General features: G+C 67.7%; 17 protein-coding genes. 10 read left to right on the top strand and 7 right to left on the bottom strand.

Annotated features, from left to right (window positions below; all coding sequences use genetic code 11):
• Window positions 1-114: 114 nt before the first annotated feature.
• From IPF36_RS29775 to phaZ, 5 genes are all read left to right on the top strand, one after another.
• The gene (locus IPF36_RS29775; protein ID WP_240745797.1) at window positions 115-1,113 is read left to right on the top strand and encodes an AraC family transcriptional regulator; all 999 of its coding nucleotides are present in this window, start codon (window positions 115-117) and stop codon (window positions 1,111-1,113) included.
• A 239-nt stretch (window positions 1,114-1,352) separates the two neighbouring features.
• The gene (locus IPF36_RS29770; RefSeq protein WP_133094625.1) at window positions 1,353-1,817 is read left to right on the top strand and encodes a MaoC family dehydratase; all 465 of its coding nucleotides are present in this window, start codon (window positions 1,353-1,355) and stop codon (window positions 1,815-1,817) included.
• Window positions 1,818-1,873: 56 nt separating this feature from the next.
• The gene (locus tag IPF36_RS29765; RefSeq protein WP_133094626.1) at window positions 1,874-3,544 is read left to right on the top strand and encodes an alpha/beta fold hydrolase; all 1,671 of its coding nucleotides are present in this window, start codon (window positions 1,874-1,876) and stop codon (window positions 3,542-3,544) included.
• Window positions 3,545-3,642: 98 nt separating this feature from the next.
• Window positions 3,643-4,074, top strand: a complete 432-nt coding sequence (locus IPF36_RS29760) for a phasin family protein (RefSeq protein ID WP_135702731.1) — start codon at window positions 3,643-3,645, stop codon at window positions 4,072-4,074.
• A 61-nt stretch (window positions 4,075-4,135) separates the two neighbouring features.
• Window positions 4,136-4,969 (top strand): poly(3-hydroxyalkanoate) depolymerase, encoded by an 834-nt coding sequence (phaZ, locus tag IPF36_RS29755; RefSeq protein ID WP_133094628.1) that lies wholly within the window; start codon window positions 4,136-4,138, stop codon window positions 4,967-4,969.
• Between the two features lie 120 nt (window positions 4,970-5,089).
• On the opposite strand, the gene IPF36_RS29750 is transcribed toward phaZ, so the two are convergent.
• The 3 genes from IPF36_RS29750 to IPF36_RS29740 all read right to left on the bottom strand — a co-directional run bounded on the left by IPF36_RS29750 (window position 5,090) and on the right by IPF36_RS29740 (window position 8,296).
• On the bottom strand, window positions 5,090-6,256 hold the full coding sequence (locus tag IPF36_RS29750) for a porin (protein ID WP_133094629.1): 1,167 nt from the start codon (window positions 6,254-6,256) through the stop codon (window positions 5,090-5,092).
• Window positions 6,257-6,349: 93 nt separating this feature from the next.
• Window positions 6,350-6,943: an alpha/beta hydrolase gene (locus IPF36_RS29745; protein WP_135702730.1), complete on the bottom strand. Its 594-nt coding sequence runs from the start codon at window positions 6,941-6,943 to the stop codon at window positions 6,350-6,352.
• Window positions 6,944-6,952: 9 nt separating this feature from the next.
• On the bottom strand, window positions 6,953-8,296 hold the full coding sequence (locus tag IPF36_RS29740; RefSeq protein ID WP_195431813.1) for an MFS transporter: 1,344 nt from the start codon (window positions 8,294-8,296) through the stop codon (window positions 6,953-6,955).
• A gap of 300 nt (window positions 8,297-8,596) precedes the next feature.
• Here IPF36_RS29740 and IPF36_RS29735 point away from each other — a divergent pair, with 300 nt between their 5' ends.
• Both IPF36_RS29735 and IPF36_RS29730 read left to right on the top strand, forming a co-directional pair.
• Entirely contained in the window at window positions 8,597-10,324 is a 1,728-nt protein-coding gene (locus IPF36_RS29735; protein WP_133094632.1) for a SulP family inorganic anion transporter, read from the top strand.
• A gap of 74 nt (window positions 10,325-10,398) precedes the next feature.
• Window positions 10,399-10,800, top strand: a complete 402-nt coding sequence (locus IPF36_RS29730) for a hypothetical protein (protein WP_135702728.1) — start codon at window positions 10,399-10,401, stop codon at window positions 10,798-10,800.
• Between the two features lie 27 nt (window positions 10,801-10,827).
• Here the strand turns inward: IPF36_RS29730 and ppk2 are convergent, their stop codons facing one another.
• On the bottom strand, window positions 10,828-11,724 hold the full coding sequence (ppk2, locus tag IPF36_RS29725) for a polyphosphate kinase 2 (RefSeq protein ID WP_195431812.1): 897 nt from the start codon (window positions 11,722-11,724) through the stop codon (window positions 10,828-10,830).
• Window positions 11,725-12,068: 344 nt separating this feature from the next.
• Between ppk2 and IPF36_RS29720 the strand changes: the two genes are divergently transcribed.
• The 3 genes from IPF36_RS29720 to IPF36_RS29710 are packed head-to-tail and all read left to right on the top strand — an operon-like array spanning window position 12,069 to window position 14,746.
• Window positions 12,069-13,511 (top strand): DUF3300 domain-containing protein, encoded by a 1,443-nt coding sequence (locus tag IPF36_RS29720; protein ID WP_255519945.1) that lies wholly within the window; start codon window positions 12,069-12,071, stop codon window positions 13,509-13,511.
• Window positions 13,512-13,526: 15 nt separating this feature from the next.
• Window positions 13,527-14,438, top strand: a complete 912-nt coding sequence (locus IPF36_RS29715; RefSeq protein ID WP_195431810.1) for a DUF2950 domain-containing protein — start codon at window positions 13,527-13,529, stop codon at window positions 14,436-14,438.
• A 53-nt stretch (window positions 14,439-14,491) separates the two neighbouring features.
• Entirely contained in the window at window positions 14,492-14,746 is a 255-nt protein-coding gene (locus tag IPF36_RS29710) for an RNA-binding protein (protein ID WP_133094637.1), read from the top strand.
• Between the two features lie 47 nt (window positions 14,747-14,793).
• Here IPF36_RS29710 and IPF36_RS29705 read toward each other — a convergent pair whose 3' ends face one another.
• The 3 genes from IPF36_RS29705 to ligD are packed head-to-tail and all read right to left on the bottom strand — an operon-like array spanning window position 14,794 to window position 19,073.
• Window positions 14,794-15,612: a tetratricopeptide repeat protein gene (locus IPF36_RS29705; RefSeq protein WP_195431809.1), complete on the bottom strand. Its 819-nt coding sequence runs from the start codon at window positions 15,610-15,612 to the stop codon at window positions 14,794-14,796.
• On the bottom strand, window positions 15,609-16,505 hold the full coding sequence (locus IPF36_RS29700; RefSeq protein WP_135702723.1) for a Ku protein: 897 nt from the start codon (window positions 16,503-16,505) through the stop codon (window positions 15,609-15,611). Before IPF36_RS29700 ends, IPF36_RS29705 begins: the two co-directional genes overlap by 4 nt.
• A 30-nt stretch (window positions 16,506-16,535) precedes the next feature.
• Window positions 16,536-19,073, bottom strand: a complete 2,538-nt coding sequence (ligD, locus tag IPF36_RS29695) for a DNA ligase D (RefSeq protein WP_195431808.1) — start codon at window positions 19,071-19,073, stop codon at window positions 16,536-16,538.
• Window positions 19,074-19,115: the final 42 nt, after the last annotated feature.

Raw genomic sequence — 19,115 nt, 5'->3', positions numbered from 1 at the left:
GTCAGGGAAAACACGATGTGCGCGGCCGGGGCAACGTTGCACAGTGTCGGGGCGATGGCGCAGACGCGCCGTATTTTCGTCTCCCACCCGCGGCATCCGATGCCGGTTTTTCAAGTGAATTGCCTGTCCCCCACCGTCCCGGTTTCCTTCGTCCATGGCTTCCTGCCCGGTGCCGATCCTGCGCTGATCGCGCAGCTGGCGGCGCGTTCCGGCATTGCCACGGAGCTGATGGACGAGCCCGCGGCACGCGTGACGCAGGAGCAGTTCTCGACCTTGTACCGGCTGCTGGCGCACGAGCTCGACGATGAGATGCCCGGCATCTTCAGCCGTCCGCTGCGCAACGGCACGCTCAAGTACCTGTGCCTGAGCTTGCTGGATGCGCCACGGCTCGAAGTCGCGCTGCATCGCTTCGGGCAGTTCTTCCGGCTGCTGCTGGATGAGTTCCGCGTGGAGTCGCGGCGCGAAGGCAGTGCCGCGCATGTGGAACTGGTGGAGGCTGCAGCCGGTCCGGCCGTGGGCCCGATGGCACGCGAGCTGATGCTGAAGCTGGTGCATGGCGTGGCGTCATGGCTGATCCGCCACAAGATCCCGCTGCAGGCGGTGCAGCTGCCGTCAGCGCGCCCCGCGCAGGCGAGTGACCATCTCTACCTGTTTCCCGGCCCGGTGCATTTCGGCTGCGAGCGCGGCGGCATTGCCTTCGACGCGGCATTCCTCGACATGCCGGTGCGGCAACGCAAGTCCGACCTTGAGAAATTCCTGGCACGCGCGCCCGAGGACTGGATCTTTGTCACGTTTGCCGAGCCCATGACCTGTCATCGCGTCAGGCAGTACGTGGCGGATTGCCTGCCGGTAGCGCCGACCATCGAAGCCGTGGCGGCGGCGCTGCACTGCTCGGTGCGCACGCTCTGCCGCCGGCTGTCCGCGGAGGGCACCACCTTCCAGGCGATCAAGGACGGCGTGCGGCGCGACATTGCCATCCAGCGCCTGACGCGCTCCGATGACGCGATCACGGCCATTGCCTTCGACGTGGGTTTCGACAATCCGACTGCCTTCCACCGCGCCTTCCGGCACTGGACCGGCAGCACGCCAAACACGTACCGCCGCACGCCTTAGCGCAGCAACGGTGCTGGCAATGCCGGCCGCGCGACTGACAAATCCTGCCATTCGGTGCGCCCGCGGAAGCGCATTGCGCGCACGCCGTGCCACGGCCCTGCAAAGCGGCAAGCATTGTCAGCAAATGGGCCGGTTTTGGTAGCCGTGTTTGCGCGCCGCGCCACTACGATGCGGCAGTACAAACATGCGTGCGCCGACACGGTCGGCATGCACGGACGCCAAAGCAAGCAAGGAGGCATATGGCAATCGAAGGTTACAGCATGGGCACGCTCGGCGCATTCGTCGGCAAGGAACTCGGCGTTTCGGCGTGGATGGAAGTGGACCAGGCGCGCATCGATGCATTCGCGCAATGCACCGGCGACAGCCAGTGGATCCACGTCGACGTGGAGCGCGCGCGCCGCGAAAGCCCGTTCGGCGGCACCATCGCCCACGGCTACCTGACGCTGTCCCTGCTGGCAGGGAAGCTGGTCGACATGGGCGTGGTGCCGGCGGATGCGCGCGCCGCGGTCAACTATGGCGTGGAGAAGACGCGCTTCCTCGCGCCGGTGAAGGCCGGGGCGCGCGTGCGCAATCGCGTCAGGCTGGTGTCGGCCGACAACAAGGGCGACGGCCGCGTGCTGCTGCGCACGGAAAACACGATGGAGATCGAGGGCGAAGCCAAGCCGGCGATGGTGGCCGAAGCCCTGGCGCTTGTCATGGCGTGAAACGGTAACAGCGGAAGCAAAAGCAGAAGCAGGAAAGAAAGAGACAGGAGAGCAGTATGACAAATGCAGCCACCATGGAGGCGCCCACCGATTTTCTGGCAGGACCCAATCCCTTTGTCGGGATCCGTCCCGAGGATCTCATCACGGCCGCCCAGCAGATCGGCGCGCAGTGCGTGCAGGAGCCGGTACTGGTGCTCGAGCAGCAGGCGCAGCTCACCCATGACCTGGTCAGCGTGCTGGACGGCTCGGCACCGATGCCGTCGGCGCGCGACCGCCGGTTCGGCGACGACGCCTGGCGCGACCATCCGCTGTTCCGCATGTCGCTGCAGGGCTACCAGGCCTGGCGCGACGCGCTCGAGGGCACGGTGCGGCGTTCGGTGATGGATCCGCGCAGCAAGCATCGCGCGCAATACTTCATGTCGCTGCTGACCGACGCGCTGGCACCGACCAACACTCTGGCAGGCAACCCGGCGGCGCTGCGCAAGACCTTCGAGTCGTGCGGCATGAACCTGGTCAGCGGCATGATCAACCTGGCCAGCGATGTGCTGACCAACGGCGGCATGCCCGCACAGGTCGACAAGGATGCGTTCAGCGTCGGCACGAACCTGGCTGCCACGCCTGGCGCGGTGGTGTTCCGCAATGAGGTGCTGGAGCTGATCCAGTACGCCCCGACCACCGCGAAAGTGCATGCGCGGCCCCAGCTGATCGTGCCGCCGCAGGTCAACAAGTTCTACGTGTTCGACCTTGCGCCTGGCAAGAGCATGGTGGAGTACATGCTGGCCCAGGGACTGCAGGTCTTCGTGGTCAGCTGGCGCAACCCCACGGCGGCACAGCGCGACTGGAATCTCGATACCTATGTCGGCGCGCTGGTCGAGGCGATCCATGCGATGCGCGACATCACCGGCAGTGCCGATGTCAACGTGCATGGCGCCTGCTCCGGCGCGATGACGATGGCGGCGCTGCTGGGCTATTGCGCCGCCAGTGGCGAGAAGCTCGTGCACGCCGTCACGCTGATGGTGGCGGTGTTCGGCCTCGATGCCGAGTCGCAGCTCGGGCTGTTCAGCACGCCCGAGGCGGTCACGGCGGCGCGGCACGGCAGCGCGTCGCGCGGCGTGCTCGATGGCGAGGCGCTGGGCCGGGTGTTTGCGTGGCTGCGGCCCAACGACCTGGTGTGGAACTACTGGGTCAACAACTACCTGCTCGGCAATGCGCCGCCCGCGTTCGACGTCCTCTACTGGAACAACGACACCACGCGCCTGCCGGCCGGCCTGCATGGCCAGTTCCTGGACATGCTGACGCTGAACCAGCTCGCCACGCCGGGTGCGCTGCAGGTGCTCGGCCACGCCATTTCGCTGTCCGACGTGGACTGCGACAAGTACGTGCTGGCGGGCATGACCGACCACATCACGCCGTGGAAGGCGGTGTACCGCTCGGCGCAGGCGTTCGGCGGGCGCACCGAGTTCGTGCTGAGTTCCAGCGGCCACGTGCAAAGCCTGGTCAATCCGCCCGGCAATGCCAAGTCGAAGTATTTCCGCAGCGGCACGCCCGATGCGAACCCCGAAGCCTGGCTGGACGGCGCCACCGCCGAGCAGGGCTCGTGGTGGGAGCATTGGACCCAGTGGCTGAAGAAGCGCTCCGGTCCGAAGCGCAACGCGCCCGCGGCCCCCGGCAGCCTGCGTTTCGCCCCCTGCGGCGAAGCGCCGGGCCGCTATGTGACCGAGGCGTAGCGCGCATGGCGAGACGCCGCAACATCGCAACACCGCAACATCGCAGTACCCAACATCGCGATCTGAATTTCCCAACCCAACCTTCAGGAGAAAGCAATATGGAATCGACCAACACCGCAGGCACATCGGCCGCGCAAGCCCCGCACAAGAAGCTGCTCGACTTCGTGCGCAACAACCGCCTGGACCCGGCCGCGGTCCTGGAATCGCGCCGCAAGGACATCGAGGCGCTCGCCAGCGTCAACGTCATGCTGCTCGGAGGCCTGCAATCGCTGGTGCGCCAGCAGGCAGAGTTCCTGTGCGATGCCGCCGCCGATCTGCAGGCGCTGTCGCGCGGCGGCCAGGCCGTCGATGGCAAGGCGCCCGTGAAGCTGGCGGAAGCCCTGCCGCGCTCGCTGCAGAAGGCCGTTGCCGGCGTGCGCGGCCTGACCGACACGCTGTACAAGGCGCAGGCGGACAGCATTTCCGTGGTCGGACGCCGCCTTGCCGAGAACGTCGAGGAGGTGAAGGGGATTCTGCGCCCGAAGCAATAAATTGCGGCGGGCATGGCCGCGCGCCGGCCATGCCCGTGCGCAAACTCTCCAGGACAAGCTGATGACAACAACAGACACCGGCACGCATGCCGGCCAAAAGCTGCAGGTGCTGACCGTGGACCTGGACGGCCAGGTCGTGCGTGCCGGCATCCGGCCCGGCAGCGATGCCGGACCGCCGCTGCTGATATTCAACGGCATCGGCGCCAATCTCGAACTGCTCGCCCCCTTTGTCGATGCCCTGCCGGGCATCGAAGTCATTCTATTCGACGTTCCCGGCGCCGGCGGCTCGCCCGCGCCGATGGTGCCGTACCGTTTTTCCAGTCTTTGCGTGCTCGCCGACCGCCTGCTGTCGTATCTCGGCTATACGGGCCAGGTCGATGCGCTGGGGGTGTCGTGGGGCGGGGCGCTGGCGCAGGAGTTCGCCCGTCTTTATTCGTCGCGGTGCCGGCGCCTGGTGCTGGCGGCCACGTCGCCCGGCGTGATCATGGTGCCGGGCCGCCTGTCGGTGCTTGCCAGGATGATCGGCGTGCGCCGCTATACCGACCCGCAATACCTGCGCCGCGTCGGCGCCGACCTCTACGGCGGCGCTTTTCGACGTGATCCTTCCCTGCTCGACGAACACGGCCAGCACATGCAGCCGCCGGCCGGGCGCGGCTATCTTTACCAGCTGCTCGCGGCATGGGGCTGGAGCAGCCTGCCGTGGCTGGGCTCGCTGCGCCAGCCCACGCTGGTCATGCACGGCACCGACGATCCGATCGTTCCCGCGGTCAATGCCAGGATCCTGGCCGCCCGCATCCCTGGCTCGACGCTGCAGATGGTCGATGATGGCCACCTCTTCCTGGTGACCGGGCCGGAGCATGCGGCCGGCATCGTCCACGGCTTCCTGCGCCGATAGCGGCGGCGTGCGCCTGGCGCACGCCGCATTTCCACCGTCCCAAAAAAAATCGGCCGTCCCGGAAAGACCGGGCGGCCGCAAAGAGCATCGCTTGCGGGATCGATGCCGCGAGACGCGTTGTCAGAACTTGTGGCGGATGCCCACTGCCGCGCCGAACATGTTGCTCTGCCCGTTGGCCAGCGCGTAGCTGTTGCCCAGCGACAGGCTGTTGGCGTAGACCGTAGCCAGCGATTCCATCATCAGGCCGGCATTCTTGGCGTAGGCCGTGGTCAGGTACACGTCGGTGCGCTTGGAGAACGCGTAGTTGGCGATGAAGGCGACCTGCCACGGGTTGGGGACATGGGTATCGCCATACAGGGTCTTGACGTTGTCGTAGGCGTATTCGAGCGTCAGGCCGATGGCCGGGGTGACCTGGTAGGTGCCGCCGATCCAGTAGAAATCGTCGCGCTGGATCACCACGTCCGCGGCGTTCTTGTTCTGGCCCCAGCGATAGCCGCCCATGATCTTTGCCGGGCCATACGAATAGCTCGCGCCGACCACGGCCTTCTTGACCTCGCCGTTGCTGGTGCCGATGGTCGGGTTCCACTGGTCGTAGCCGACGGTCACGCCGAACGGGCCGCCCTGGTAGGCCACCGCGGCGCCCCACGCGGTGTCGCGCCGGAACTGCCCGGGCACTTCGCCGTTGCCGCCGATCGGCGTGGCAATGCCCACGGTCGCCGGCAGGGCCAGGCCGGTGCCGAAGGACCAGTGCGCCAGCGCGGTGACCGGGCCGAACTGCCCGGTGTACTTGACGGTGTTGTCGGCGCGGAAGTTCGGGCCGGACTGCAGCACCACCGGCTCGTACTGGGTGGCGTAGGCCGCCGGCGAGAAGTTCGCCAGCGCCTCGAACATCGAGGTGTACTGGCGGCCCAGGCTGATCTGGCCGATGCCTGCCTTCTGCAGGCCGACGAAGGCCTGGCGGCCGAACAGGCGGTTGCTTTGCTGCATCGTGCCGGTATCGAGGTTAAAGCCGCTTTCCAGCACGAACAGCCCTTTCAGGCCGCCGCCGAGATCCTCGGTGCCGCGCATGCCCCAGCGCGAGCCGGAGATGCCACCCGAGTTCATGCGGTACACGTCGTTTGCCGGGCCGCGGTTGAACTGGTTGCTCGCCACCGGCACCGCGCCAACATGGTTGGCGTATTCGACGTTGATGTCCACCACGCCATACAGCGTGACGGTCGATGACTGCGCGAGGGCGCTGCCCGAGCAGGCAAGCGCTGCGGCTGCAGCCAGGGTCCTGATCTTCATGGATTGTTTCTCCACTTGTTTCCTTTGGTTTTTGGGATGCGGATATTTCCGTCTCGTTTGGTATTGCCGGGTACTACAAATCAATGCGCTGGATCAGCCGGCGCGCAGCAACTCATCGATCAACGCGGTCGCGCGCGGCCATGGGCCGTAGCCCGCGGCGGGATTGAGGTGGCCGACTTCGCCCAGGTCGACCAGCTTGCTGCCCCAGTCGCTGGCCATTTCGGCGGCGCGCGGGTAGGTCGCCAGCGGATCGTTGCGGCTAGCGGCGAGGATGGTCGGGAAGGGCAGCGGGCTCCTGGGAACGGGCAGCCAGCCGTGCTGCGCCAGCGTGGCGGTGTCAGGGTAGCCGGCCGGCATGGGGGTTTCCAGGTCGGCGGGCGTGGCCAGCAGTGCGCCGCGGATCTTGCGGCGGTTTTCTGCAGCCGCATGCGTGTCCGCATGCGCAGCCCAGTGCACGGTGATCATGACGCCGGCGCTGTGCGCGACCAGCACGACCGGACCGTCGATCTCGGCCAGTGCGGCGTCCAGCGCGGCAACGCGGGCATCGCGGCTGAGCTTGTCGTGCTCGAGCGGCGGCACCGAGCGCGCGTTGGGCAGCTGTGCCTGGAGCAGGGTCTGCCAGTGCTCGGCAACGTGGTCGCGCAGGCCGGGGACCAGCAGCACGGTGGTGTCAGGGGTAAGGCTCATGGTTCCAGATCAGTGAGAAGTTGCGGGAGCGGCGGCTTCGTTCCGGCGCTCCAGGCGGCGCAGGTCGGCTGCGTAGTAGCGGCGGCCGGCAAGGAAGGCGGCGGCGGCGACCAGCGACGCCAGCGGCACCCACTGCAATGCGCCTTGCAGGCCGATGTGGTCGGCGAGCAGGCCGGTGACGAAGGGCCCGGGCGCCAGGCCCAGCAGGTTGTTGGCCAGCGTGAGCGTGGCAAAGGCGGTGGCATGGATGGCCGGGCGCGTCAGGTTGGCGACCGCGGCGCTGGCGGGGCCGGCGGTGCCGCCGACAAACAGCATGCCCGCACCGATCAGCGCCAGTTGCAGGCTGCCCGCGGGGAGCCGGAACGCCGTCAGCAGCAGGCCGCAGCAGATCAGGCTGTAGGTCACCGCGACCGCCCACTTGCGGCAAGGCGCCTGGCGGGCGATCCAGTCGGTCATCGCCCCGCACAGCACCATGCCGACGCCGCCGGCCAGCACGAAGCCCGCCGCGACCACGCCGGCGCGATCGGTGGCCATGCCGTAGTAGCGCGCCAGGTAGCTCGGCATCCAGGTGATCAGGGCGCCCATCACCAGCAGTTGCATGGCGCTGCCGACATAGGCGCAGAGGATCGAGCGCGCCGAGAACAGCGCGGCGAGCAGCGGGCGCATGGCCAGGGCAGGCTCGCGCGATGCGGTCTCGGCGTCCTCGCCCAGCGCCTTGCGCCGGGCCTGCAGCCGCGGTTCGGTCACGACCAGGCGGAACACCGCCACCAGCACCAGCCCGAACAGCGCCATGCCGGCAAAGGCCCAGCGCCAGCCGAAATGGGCCGACAACGCACCGCCCAGCGCCATGCCCAGCACGGAGCCGAACGCGCCGCCGGCGATAAAGGCCGAACTCAGGCTCGCCCGCAGGTGGCGCGGAAACACCGACAGCACCACGGCAATGCCGACGCTGCCGTAGGCCGCCTCGCCGATGCCCACGCACAGGCGCGCGATGAACATCTCGCCGAAGTTGTTCGCCAGCGCGCAGCCCAGCGTGGCCAGGCTCCACAGCGCCGCCATCAGCACCAGGCTCCTGACCCGGCCCCAGCGGTCCGCCAGGATCGACAGCGGGAACGTCAGCAAGCCGACCATCAGCGCCACGATGCCGCCCAGCGCACCGAGCTCGGTGTCACTCAGCGACCACTCGGCCTTCAGCAGGGGGAATACCGCGTTCAGTACCTGGCGGGACATGTAGTCCGACAGCAGCAGGCCAAAGCTCAGGGCAAAGACGATCCAGCCGTAGAGGCCGGATTGCGATGCCTTGCCCGAGGGCGTTGCAATTGCGCGATGGGTGTTAGTGGGTTGCCCGATCATGAAAGCTCTTCCAGTAGTGGCCACGGCTACGCCAGCAGGGGAGGCAATGCTCTTGCAGGCGGCGGGCGCAGGTCGGTTGCGACCCGCGAAGTATCTAAGATTGGCTGTCTCCGGTTTGGCTTTCCGGGACAACGTTTTTGCATTCAGGGACAGTGCGGGAAAACGAGGAGGGCGGGCGAGCGGGGCGCGAGCCGTGGCACCGCCCGCGTCTGGCGCCGCCGGCAAGTAACCCACCCGCGGCATGGCAAGACTGTGCCGCCAACGCCTATATTCGATGCGTATCGGACAATTAAGGCTGCCATGGAATCCGGGAAACTGACGCCCTTCGCAGGACGAGACGATGGCAAGGCCGCCGGGTGGCTGCGCTGGCTGCCAGGCGTCCGGATGCTGAAGTCCTACCGGCCGGACTGGTTGCCGCGGGACCTGGCGGCGGGGCTGGTGCTGACCACCATGCTGATGCCGGTCGGCATCGCCTACGCCGAGGCCTCCGGCGTGCCCGGCGTCTACGGGCTCTACGCCACCATGGTCCCGCTGCTGGTCTACGCCTTGTTCGGGCCGAGCCGGATCCTGGTGCTGGGCCCGGACTCGGCATTGGCCGCGCCGATCCTGGCCGTGGTGCTGCAGGTTGCCGGCGGCGATCCGGCGCGCGCCGTGCTGGTGGCCAGCATGATGGCCGTGGTCTCGGGCGTGGTCTGCATAGTGATGGGGCTGCTGCGCCTCGGCTTCGTCGCCGAACTATTGTCCAAGCCGATCCGCTACGGGTATATGAACGGCATCGCCCTGACCGTGCTGGTGAGCCAGCTGCCCAAGCTGTTCGCCATCCCGGTCGAGGATGCCGGGCCGCTGCGGGAGATGGTTGCGCTGGGCAGCGCCATCGTGGCCGGGCAGACCAACTGGTACAGCTTTGCCGTCGGCGCCGGCAGCCTGGCCCTGATCCTGGCCCTGAAGCGCTTCGAGCGCGTGCCGGGCATCCTGATCGCGGTGGTCCTCGCCACGCTCGCGGTGAGCATGTTCGGCCTGGACCAGCATGGGGTGAAAGTGCTGGGCAAGACGCCGCAGGGGCTGCCCGCCTTTGTCGTGCCGTGGCTGGACGGCGCCGACCTGATGAAGATCGTGCTGGGGGGATGCGCGGTGGCGCTGATCGCCTTCGCGGACACCAGCGTGCTGTCGCGCACCTATGCCGCGCGCACCAATACCCGCGTGGACCCCAACCAGGAAATGGTGGGGCTGGGTGCCGCCAACCTGGCGGCGGGACTGTTCCAGGGCTTTCCGATCAGCAGCAGCGCCTCGCGCACGCCAGTGGCCGAAGCCGCCGGCTCCAAGACCCAGGTCACCGGCGTGGTGGGCGCGCTGGCCGTGGCCGTGCTGCTGATGTTCGCGCCCAACCTGCTGCAGTACCTGCCGAGCAGCGCGCTGGCCGCGGTGGTGATCGCCGCGGCCATCGGCCTGTTCGAGTTCGCCGACCTGAGGCGCATCTACCGCATCCAGCAATGGGAGTTCTGGCTGTCCATGGTGTGCTTCGCCGCGGTGGCCGTGTTCGGCACCATCCAGGGCATTTTCCTGGCCGTGGTGATCGCCGTGATCGAATTCCTCTGGGACGGCTGGCGGCCGCACTATGCCGTGCTGGGGAAGGTGGAGGGGCTGCGCGGGTACCACGATACCGAGCGCTACCCTGAGGCCAGGCGGATCGACGGACTGGTGCTGTTCCGCTGGGACGCGCCGCTGTTCTTTGCCAACGCCGAGCTGTTCCAGGAACGCCTGATGGAAGCGATCGACGCCTCGCCGACGCCGGTGCGCCGCGTGGTGGTCGCCGCCGAACCGGTGACCAGCGTCGACGTCACGTCGGCCGACATGCTGCGCGATCTGAGCGCCTGTTTGCGCGAGCGCGGCATCGACCTGCATTTCGCCGAGATGAAGGACCCGGTGCGCGACAAGCTCAAGCGCTTCGAGCTGATGGAAGCGTTCGGCGACAAGTTCCACCCTACCGTGGGCAGCGCGGTCGATGATTACCTTGGCAAGGAAGACTGATGCCGTACGCGGCCGGCGCCAGCGCCTGCAGCTCACGCCACGCTTGCCAGGGCACCACGTCGAAGGAGCCTTACATGAACCGCCGATTCCGGGTCTTGCCCGCGCTGGCATGCGCCGGCGCGTGCCTTGCCGCGCTGGCGCCGGCAGGGACGGCCTTTGCCTACTTTGATCACTATCTCTCCGGCACCGTTGTCGGCACGCTGACGCAGAAGCAGTTCGACGTGCTGAACGACGTCTTCCGCAGGACGCTGGACCAGGGGGCCGACGGTGCGCGCGTGCCGTTCACGCTGCCGCCGGACACCCGCGAGCGCAAGGTCGAAGGCGCATTCACGCCGCTGCGTTCCCGGCAGGACCATGGCGACCGGTGCCGGCAGCTGCACAGCGAGTTCCGCCGTGCCGGCGTGTCCGAGAGCTGGACCGGCTGGTATTGCAAGGAGAAGAACGGCGACTGGAAGTCGCGCAAGCTGCGCGACTAGGCCGCCGGCTGCCTCGTACTCCTCGTACTAATACCGCGACTCCACATGCCGGTAGGGGTAGTGGGGCTCCTGGTATCCGTGCGCCTTCTGCCGGGCCGGCAGCTTGACCGGCTTGCGCTCGATCTCCTGGTACGGGATCCGGTCCAGCATGTGCCGGATGATGTTCAGCCGCGCCCGCCGCTTGTCATTGGAATCGGCGACGTACCACGGCGCGAAGTCGCTGTCGGACGCCTCGAACATGGCGTCGCGCGCGCGCGAATAGTCGTACCAGCGGCTGTACGAGCGCAGGTCCATGTCGGTGAGCTTCCAGGTCTTGCGGTCGTCGTGGATGCGTCCTTTCAGGCGGCGCGTCTGCTCTTCCGGGCTGACTTCCAGCCAGTACTTGATCAGGATAATGCCGGAATTGACGATGGCCCGCTCCACCAGCGGGACGGCGCGCAGGAACTCCTCGGCCTGGGTCTCGGTGCAGAATCCCATCACACGCTCGACGCCGGCACGGTTGTACCAGCTGCGGTCGAAGATCACGATCTCGCCTGCCGCGGGCAGATATGGCAGATAGCGTTGCATGTACATCTGGCTCTTTTCGCGATCGGTCGGGGCCGGCAACGCGACCACGCGGAACACGCGCGGGCTGACGCGTTCGGTGAGCGCCTTGATGGTGCCGCCCTTGCCGGCGCCGTCGCGGCCTTCGAAGACCACGCAGACCTTGGTGCCGCTCGCCTGCACCCAGCGCTGCAGCTTGACCAGTTCGCCGTGCAGGTGGCGAAGCTCCTTCTGGTAGTCCTTCTCGGACATGCGTTCCTGCAGCGGCTCCCGCCCTTCGTCCTGCCGGTCCTCGGCGTCATCGCGCGGGCGTGGCGGCTCGGTCTCGGCCGCGGCCTGCTCCCTGTCCTTGTCGTGGCGCTTGTCTTTATGCTTGGCCATGGTTCTCCTCCATAGGTCCATAGGGTTCGAGCATCGGGAGAGGTGGCAAGGCATACGGCGGCCCGGCCTGTGTCATGCGGCACCTCATCACAATAGCAAAACCGCGGGCATTGGCCGCGTTGTCCGGACCGGCGGGCGGCAAAAGTTTTTCCTATTTCACTTTCGCAAAGTTTTCATCTCTGGAGGCGGCGCCGGCACCTATAGTTTGTCAGGGCAATACATCGTGATCGCTAATTACCTTTTCCAGGCCTGGCGCGGACACGGAGCGGACGGCAGGCCGGAAGTTGAGCCCCGTAACGGCGCTCGGCGACGGGGCAAGGGAGACGGCCATGGAGGGGCGGGAAATGCGTCTTTGGCGCCGTGTCGGCGCCTGCCTGTGCGCGGGCCTGGCATGGCTGGCGCTGAGTGCCCATGCGCAGAATGCGCCAGCCCAGCCGGCACCGTTCAAGCCGGAAGAACTCGAGGCCCTGGTTGCACCCATCGCCCTCTATCCCGATGCGGTGCTGTCGCAGGTGCTGATGGCCTCCACCTATCCGCTCGAGATCGTGCAGGCGGCACGCTGGGTCAAGGCCAATCCCAAGGTGAAGGGTGACGCCGCGCTGAAAGCGGTCGAGAGCCAGAGCTGGGATGTCAGCGTCAAGTCGCTGGTGGCGTTCCCGCAGGTGCTGGAGCCCATGAGCGACAAGCTCGACTGGACGCAGAAGCTGGGCGACGCTTTCATCGGCCAGGAGAAGGAAGTGCTCGACGCCGTGCAGCGGTTGCGGGCGCGCGCGCAGCAATCGGGCAATCTCAAGTCGAACGAGCAGCAGAACGTCATTGTAGAGCCTGCGCCGGCGCCGTCGGCACAGGCAGCGCAGTCGGCAGCGCCGGCGCAAACCATCGTGCGGATCGAGCCGGCGAACCCGGAAGTCATCTATGTGCCGGCCTACAACCCGACGGTGGTGTATGGCGCCTGGAGCTATCCCTCCTACCCGCCGTATTACTGGCCCCCTTATCCCGCCTACTATCCCGGCGCCGCGCTGATGACCGGCTTTGCCTGGGGCGTTGGCCTGGCCGCTGCGGGCGCGATTTTCGGCAACTGCAACTGGGGCGGGGGCGACGTCAACATCAACGTCAACAAGGCTGCCAATATCGATCGCAATTTCGACCGCACCAAGGTGCAGGGCGGAGGGAAATGGCAGCACGACGCCTCGCACCGCAAAGGGGTGGCGTACCGGGATAACGCGACGAGCGAAAGGTTTGGCGGGCGTGATGCGGCTGCCGCCAACCGCCGCAACGAGTTCCGCGGCCGCGAAGGCGCGGGTGGCGTGTCCGACCGCATGGCGGGCGGGGATCGCGGTGGGCGCGGCGGCGTTGGTGACCGCGGCGGCGTTGGCGACCGCGGCGGCGTTGGCGACCGCGGCGGTGTTGGCGACCGTGGCGGTGTTGGCGATCGCGGCAGCGTCGCGGACAGAGGTGGCAGTCGTGGCGGTGCGGGCGATCGCGCCGGCGTGTCCGACCGGGCAGGGGTGTCCGATCGCGCCGGGGCGTCCGACCGGGCTCGCGCTTCGGACCGGTCCGCTGGCGGTGGTCGCGACAACGCATTCCAGGGCGTAGGCGGCGGAGGCGCGGCCGCGCAGCGTGACTTCGACCGCGGCCGCGCCAGCACGCAGTCAGCCTCGTTCCGCGACGGTGGCGGTCAGCGTGGCGGCGGTGGCGGCTTCAGCGGCGGCGGCGGCCGTGGCGGCGGGGGCTTCGGCGGTGGCCGCGGTGGTGGTGGCGGTGGCCGTGGTGGCGGACGGCGTTGAGCGGGGGACAGCGATATGCAGCGCACGCAACGATTGGGCCTGGCCTGGCCCTGCCGCAAGGCGTTGTCCCTTGGAGGGCTGCTGCTCGCCCTGGCGGCGGCGCCGGCCTACGCGCAGAAGAGTTTCGCCACGCCCGAGGCGGCAATGAACGCATTCGGCGAAGCGGTTGCCACCAGCGACGACGCCGCCATGAAGTCGCTGCTCGGCGCCCGCTATACCGACCTGATCCCGCCGGTCGGCGCCGAGATCCGCTACAGGTTCCTTGAGGCATGGCACCAGTCGCACGCGATTCGCCCCGACGGGCCAGACCGCGCCCGCATTGCCGCGGGCAATGACGGCTGGACCATGCCGGTGCCGCTGGTGAAGACTGCCAAGGGCTGGCATTTCGACACGCGCGCCGGCGTCGATGAGATGCGCCTGCGCCGCATCGGCCGCAACGAACTGTCGGTGATGCAGACCTTGCTCGCCGTGTGCGACGCGCAGAACGAATATGCGCAGCTGATGCGCCAGGACCGCGGCGTGACAGCGTACGCCTCGAAGCTGGTCAGCTCGCCCGGCAAGCACGATGGCCTGTACTGGCCAACGCGCCCCGGCGAACCGGAAAGCCCGCTGGGCCCCGCCTTTCTCAGCGCGGAGCATCGCAGCGCGCCGGGCGCGGGCTACCATGGCTACCGCTACCGGCTGCTGACGTCGCAGGGCTCGCACGCGCCGGGCGGCAAGTATGACTATGTCGTCGATGGCAAGCTCTTTGGCGGGTTTGCGGTGATCGCCTGGCCGCTGCGGTACGGGGATACCGGCGTCAAGAGCTTCATGGTGAGCCACGACGGCCGCGTCTACGAGCGCGACCTGGGTCCGGACAGTGCGGCAAGGGCCGCTGCGATCCGGTCCTTCGACCCCGGCCCGGGGTGGACCGAGGTCAAGCCATGACGCCCCGGGCGGCGGAATGTCCGTCGCCCTTGTACCAACAGCGGAGGTGATCCATGTCCGTTCTCATGCTCAGCAACATCGATGCCGGCGTCACCGACGAAGAAATCGGCGCCTTCCTGGTGAAGTACGGCTTCCCGGAATACAACAGCATCGAACATATGGAAGGCGACGGCACCCGGCCCGCGGTCAGGCTGACCTTCGACACGCTCGACGACGAGACCCTGGACAAGCTCAAGGGCCGCATCCACCAGATGTTCTGGCACGGCCACAAGGTCAGCGCACTGGTCATGCGGGATCGCTTCAGCTGAAGCGGGCGTCACTTCGCGGCCATCGGCCCGTGCGGCCGCCCGTACTGCTAATCCGCCCGGTTGAGCTTGCGATACTGGTTGAAGTGCCGCACCGCCTTCTCGAAGTGCCCCAGTTCATGATGCAGCCGCGCGGCGTTGTAATGTGCATCCGCATCGCCGGGCGCAAGCGCAATGCAGCGATCGTAGGCCGCCAGCGCCGACTGCGGCGCACCAATATCTTCCAGCGCGACGCCCAGGTTGAAATGCAGCTGCGGCGCGTCCGGCAGCCAGCCCAGTGCGCCTTCATAGAGCGCGATCGCGTCGTCGAAGCGCTGCTGGTCCGACAGCAGGCAGCCCAGGTTCAGGTAGGCGTCCAGCATGCCGGGCGCCAGCGACAGCGCGCGCCAGTAGCCGGCTTCCGCGGCGACGGCATCGACGGGCTCGAGCGCCTGCGCGCGCGCAAAGGCTTGGCCGGCCGCTGTTTCGCCGGCGGCGGCACGCGCCAGTTCCACCACGCGCACATCGTCCGGCGCCGGCTCGAATTCCATCAGCCGCTGCCCGCTCTCCACCAGCCACGCGCCATGCCGGTCGCGCACCGAGACCTTGCCGCTGCTGGCGGACATGCGCACGCCTGACAGGTGCCGGTCCGGCGCCAGCCGTTCGAGCCGCTGCAGCGCCCGCAGGATCTGCGCCGGTGCCACGCGTGCCTGGTGCAGCGAGGCCGCGGTGCGGATCAGCACCACGTCCTGGAACGAGAACACATGCTCGCCGCGCGGACCGCGCGCGGGCGTGACCAGCCCGGCGCTGACCAGGCTGCCGATCAGCCGGCGCGATACGCCCAGGCGCGCCTCCAGCGCCCGCGTGGTCAGGCCTTCGCCGCGGTTCACGCCGATTTCTTCGCGGTGCGCCGGATCGGCGTGGGCGCTGCCGGCGTTGCGGCGCGCTTGCCGGGACGGCGGGCGGACGCCGTTTCCGCGGCGGCCTTGCCCTTGGCCGCAGGCGCTCCCTTCTTCGACAGGCTGGCGCGCAGTGCATCCATCAGGTCGATGACCTCGCCGCCGGCGGCAACCTCGGCCGGCTCCGGCGACACGATCTGCTTGCCGGCGATCTTGGCGTCGATGGCGGCGAGAACCCTGGCCTTCTCTTCGTCCTTGTACTGGGCCGGGTCGTACTGGTCTTCCGATGCCTGCTCGATCAGCTGGACCGCGAGTTTCAGCTCGGCATCCGAGACCGCCACCTCATCGATATGCAGTTCCGCGATATTGCGCACTTCATCGGCGAACAGCAGCTGCTGGAACACCAGCCCGCCTTCGACCGGCCGGATCTGCACGATATGCGACTTGCCCTTGGCGGCCCACTTGGCGATGGCGCAGCGCCCGGTCCTGGCCATGGCTTCGCGCAGCAGGCTGTAAGGCTTGCCGCCGCGCTTGTCCGGCGCGATGAAATAGGCCTTGTCGTAGTACAGCGGATCGACGCTTCGCTCGGGAATGAACGCGACGATATCGACCATGTGGCTGGCGCTTTCTTCCAGCGCCTTGAGCTCGTCGGGAGAGAAGGTCACGAAGCGGCCCTTCTCGAATTCATAGCCCTTGACCATGTCGGCCCGCTCGACCACCTCCTGCGTCTGCTCGGAGATGTACTGCTGCTTCAGGCGCGAGCCTTCCTTGCTCAGCAGGTTGAAGCGCACCGCCGAGCTGGTTTCGGTGGCCGTGTAGAGCTTGACGGGGATCGATACTAGGCCGAAGGAGAGGGACAGCGAGGCGAGGGATCGGGCAGGCATGGAAGTCTCCGCAATGCAGTACGGCTGGAATCAGCTTAAGCGCTCGATGGCGGCGGTCAAAGTCTGGCGGCTGTCCCAATAGGACTGCCACGGGTCGGCGACCTGGAAGCTGAGGTACTCGCGGGCATCGCGGATGGTCCACTGTGCGCCACTTTTCAGCTTGCCAAGTTGCTCCCACGACACCGGCATCGAGACCCCGAGCCCCGGCCTGGCCCGCGCCGAGAACGCCGCCGCGGTGGTCTGGGAAAAGCCGTTGCGCAGGTAATCGACAAAAATCCGCCCCTTGCGGTTGGCCGCGCCGGAGCGGGCGGTGAAGCGGCGGGGCAGGGTGGCGGCCAGGTGCTTCACCGCCGCCCGTGAGAATGCCTTGACTTCATCGTACGAGCGGCGCGGCGCCAGCGGCACCACCACATGCAGTCCCTTGCCGCCGCTGGTCTTCAGCCATGCCTGCAGGCCGAGCTCATCGAGCAGCGTGCGCACCAGCATGGCTGCTTCGAGCATCGATTCCCATGGCACGCCTTCGCCGGGATCGAGATCGAAGATGACCCGGTCGGGATGGTCGATATCGCGTGTGGTGGAGTTCCAGGTATGGAACTCCACCACATTCATCTGCGCCGCGGCGACGATGGCTTCGGCCGAGTCGGCCGTCAGCAGCGCGCCGTGGCCGGGCCAGAGCGACGCGGGGCGCTCGGTCAGTCCCGGCATTGCCGTTTCCGCATACTTCTGGAAAAACGTCGGCCCGTCGATGCCTTCCGGCGCGCGCACCAGCGACAAGGGGCGCTCGGCGAGGTGCGGCAGCATCAGGCTGGCGACGCTCTCGTAATAGCGCACCAGTTCGACCTTGGTGAAGCCCCCGGCCTTGTCGATGACGCGCTCGGGGTTGGTGACCTTGATGGCGGCCATGCCATGCGGCGTCACGGCGGTCTGGACCGCTTCGCGCCGGACCGACCCGGCGGGGCGGTCGGTGCGCAGGCCCTTGAAGCAGGCATGGCGGACCTGGCCCTCCGGCGTCCAGTCGGAAAACTCGACCTCCGCCACCAGCGTTGGCTTGACCCATCGCGACACGGCGGGACGGCCACGGCCCCAGCGGCGGCTGCCACGCGCTTCGTTGGCGAACGGGCTGTCGTCGACCTGCAATGCCGCCAGCCGCTTGTGCAGCTTCGCGGCCATCTCGCTGTCCCATCCGGTGCCGACGCCGCCCACGTAGAGCAGTTCGCCCTTGTTGCCCTCGTCATAGACACCCAGGTGCAGCCTGCCGATTTCAGTCTTCGACCCTTCGCGGTCCGCGAACCCGCCGATGACGAACTCCTGGCGCAGCTTGCACTTGATCTTCAGCCAGGTCTGCGTACGAGCGGAAACGTAGGCGGCATCCGCGCGCTTGAACATCAGGCCTTCCAGGCCGAGCTTGCACGCCGCCTGGAACATCTGCGCGGCAGGCGCATCGAAGGCCTCGCTGAAGCGGACCCGCTCCGTGCCCGTGGCGACCAGCGTGGCCAGCTTTTCGCGGCGCTGCGCCAGCGGCAGGCCGCGCAGGTCGCGGCCTTCCCAGTAAGGCAGGTCGAAGGCAAAGAAGACAATGGCGTCGTGCCGCTGCCCGTCGATGGCGTTCTGCAGCGCATTGAAGTCCGGCATGCCGTCGCGCAGCACGACGATCTCGCCATCGAGCCAGCCTTGCGAGATATCGAGCTTCTCGATCTCGGCGGCCAGCGAGCCGAGCTTGCGGGTCCAGTCATGGCCGTTGCGGGTGAAGAGCGTCACCCGCGCATCGTCGATCCGCGCCAGGATGCGGTAGCCGTCGAACTTGGTTTCGATGATCCAGCCGGTGCCGCCCGGCAGCGTGGGCGAAGGCGTTGCCAGCTGCGGCGCCAGCTTCGCCGGCAGCGGCGCGCGCGGCGCGTGCCTGACCGCCTCGGCCGCGTCGTCAACCAGGCCTTGCCCGGATTCGTTCAATGCGCCCAGTGGCCTGGCGATGACGCTGTCCGGCAGCGCGGCCAGCACATCGAACTCCGACAACGGCCGCGCCCACGCGTCGCGCTTCTTGAAGAGGATCCACTGATCCGACTGGTCGCCCGGCCTGGCGATGCGGACCAGTTCCCAGCGGCCGGCCAGCTTCTCGCCGGACAGGTCGAACACCAGCTTGCCGGCTGCCATGCCCTCACGCGCGTCGCCGACCGGCGCCCACGTGCCGCGGTCCCAGACAATGACCGAGCCGGCGCCGTACTGTTTCGGTGGAATCTCGCCTTCAAAATCCGCATAGTCGAGCGGATGGTCCTCGACATGGATGGCAATGCGCTTTTCGGCAGGGTCGTAGCTGGGTCCCTTGGGCACGGCCCAGCTCAGCAGCACGCCGTCCAGTTCCAGCCGGAAATCGTAGTGCAGGCGGCGGGCCCAGTGCTTCTGCACCACAAAATGCAACGGCTGGCGCAACGGCTGCGCCTTCCCCCTGCGCCGTGTGCCGGCGGGCTCGGGGGTAATGTGGAAATTCCGCTTTTCCTGGTAATCCTGAAGGCTGGCCGGCCGCTCCGCAGCGCGGCGCCTGGCCGTTGTCGCCCTTGGGTTCGTTGCCATAAGACTTCCGCGCCTCAGCCGCGCCACGAGAGCGCCCGCGAT

This window comes from Cupriavidus sp. IK-TO18 (assembly GCF_015549295.1).
GTDB lineage: Bacteria > Pseudomonadota > Gammaproteobacteria > Burkholderiales > Burkholderiaceae > Cupriavidus > Cupriavidus oxalaticus_A.
The sequence above is the reverse complement of the archived record's forward strand: the minus strand, read 5'-3'. Positions and strand labels throughout refer to the sequence as shown.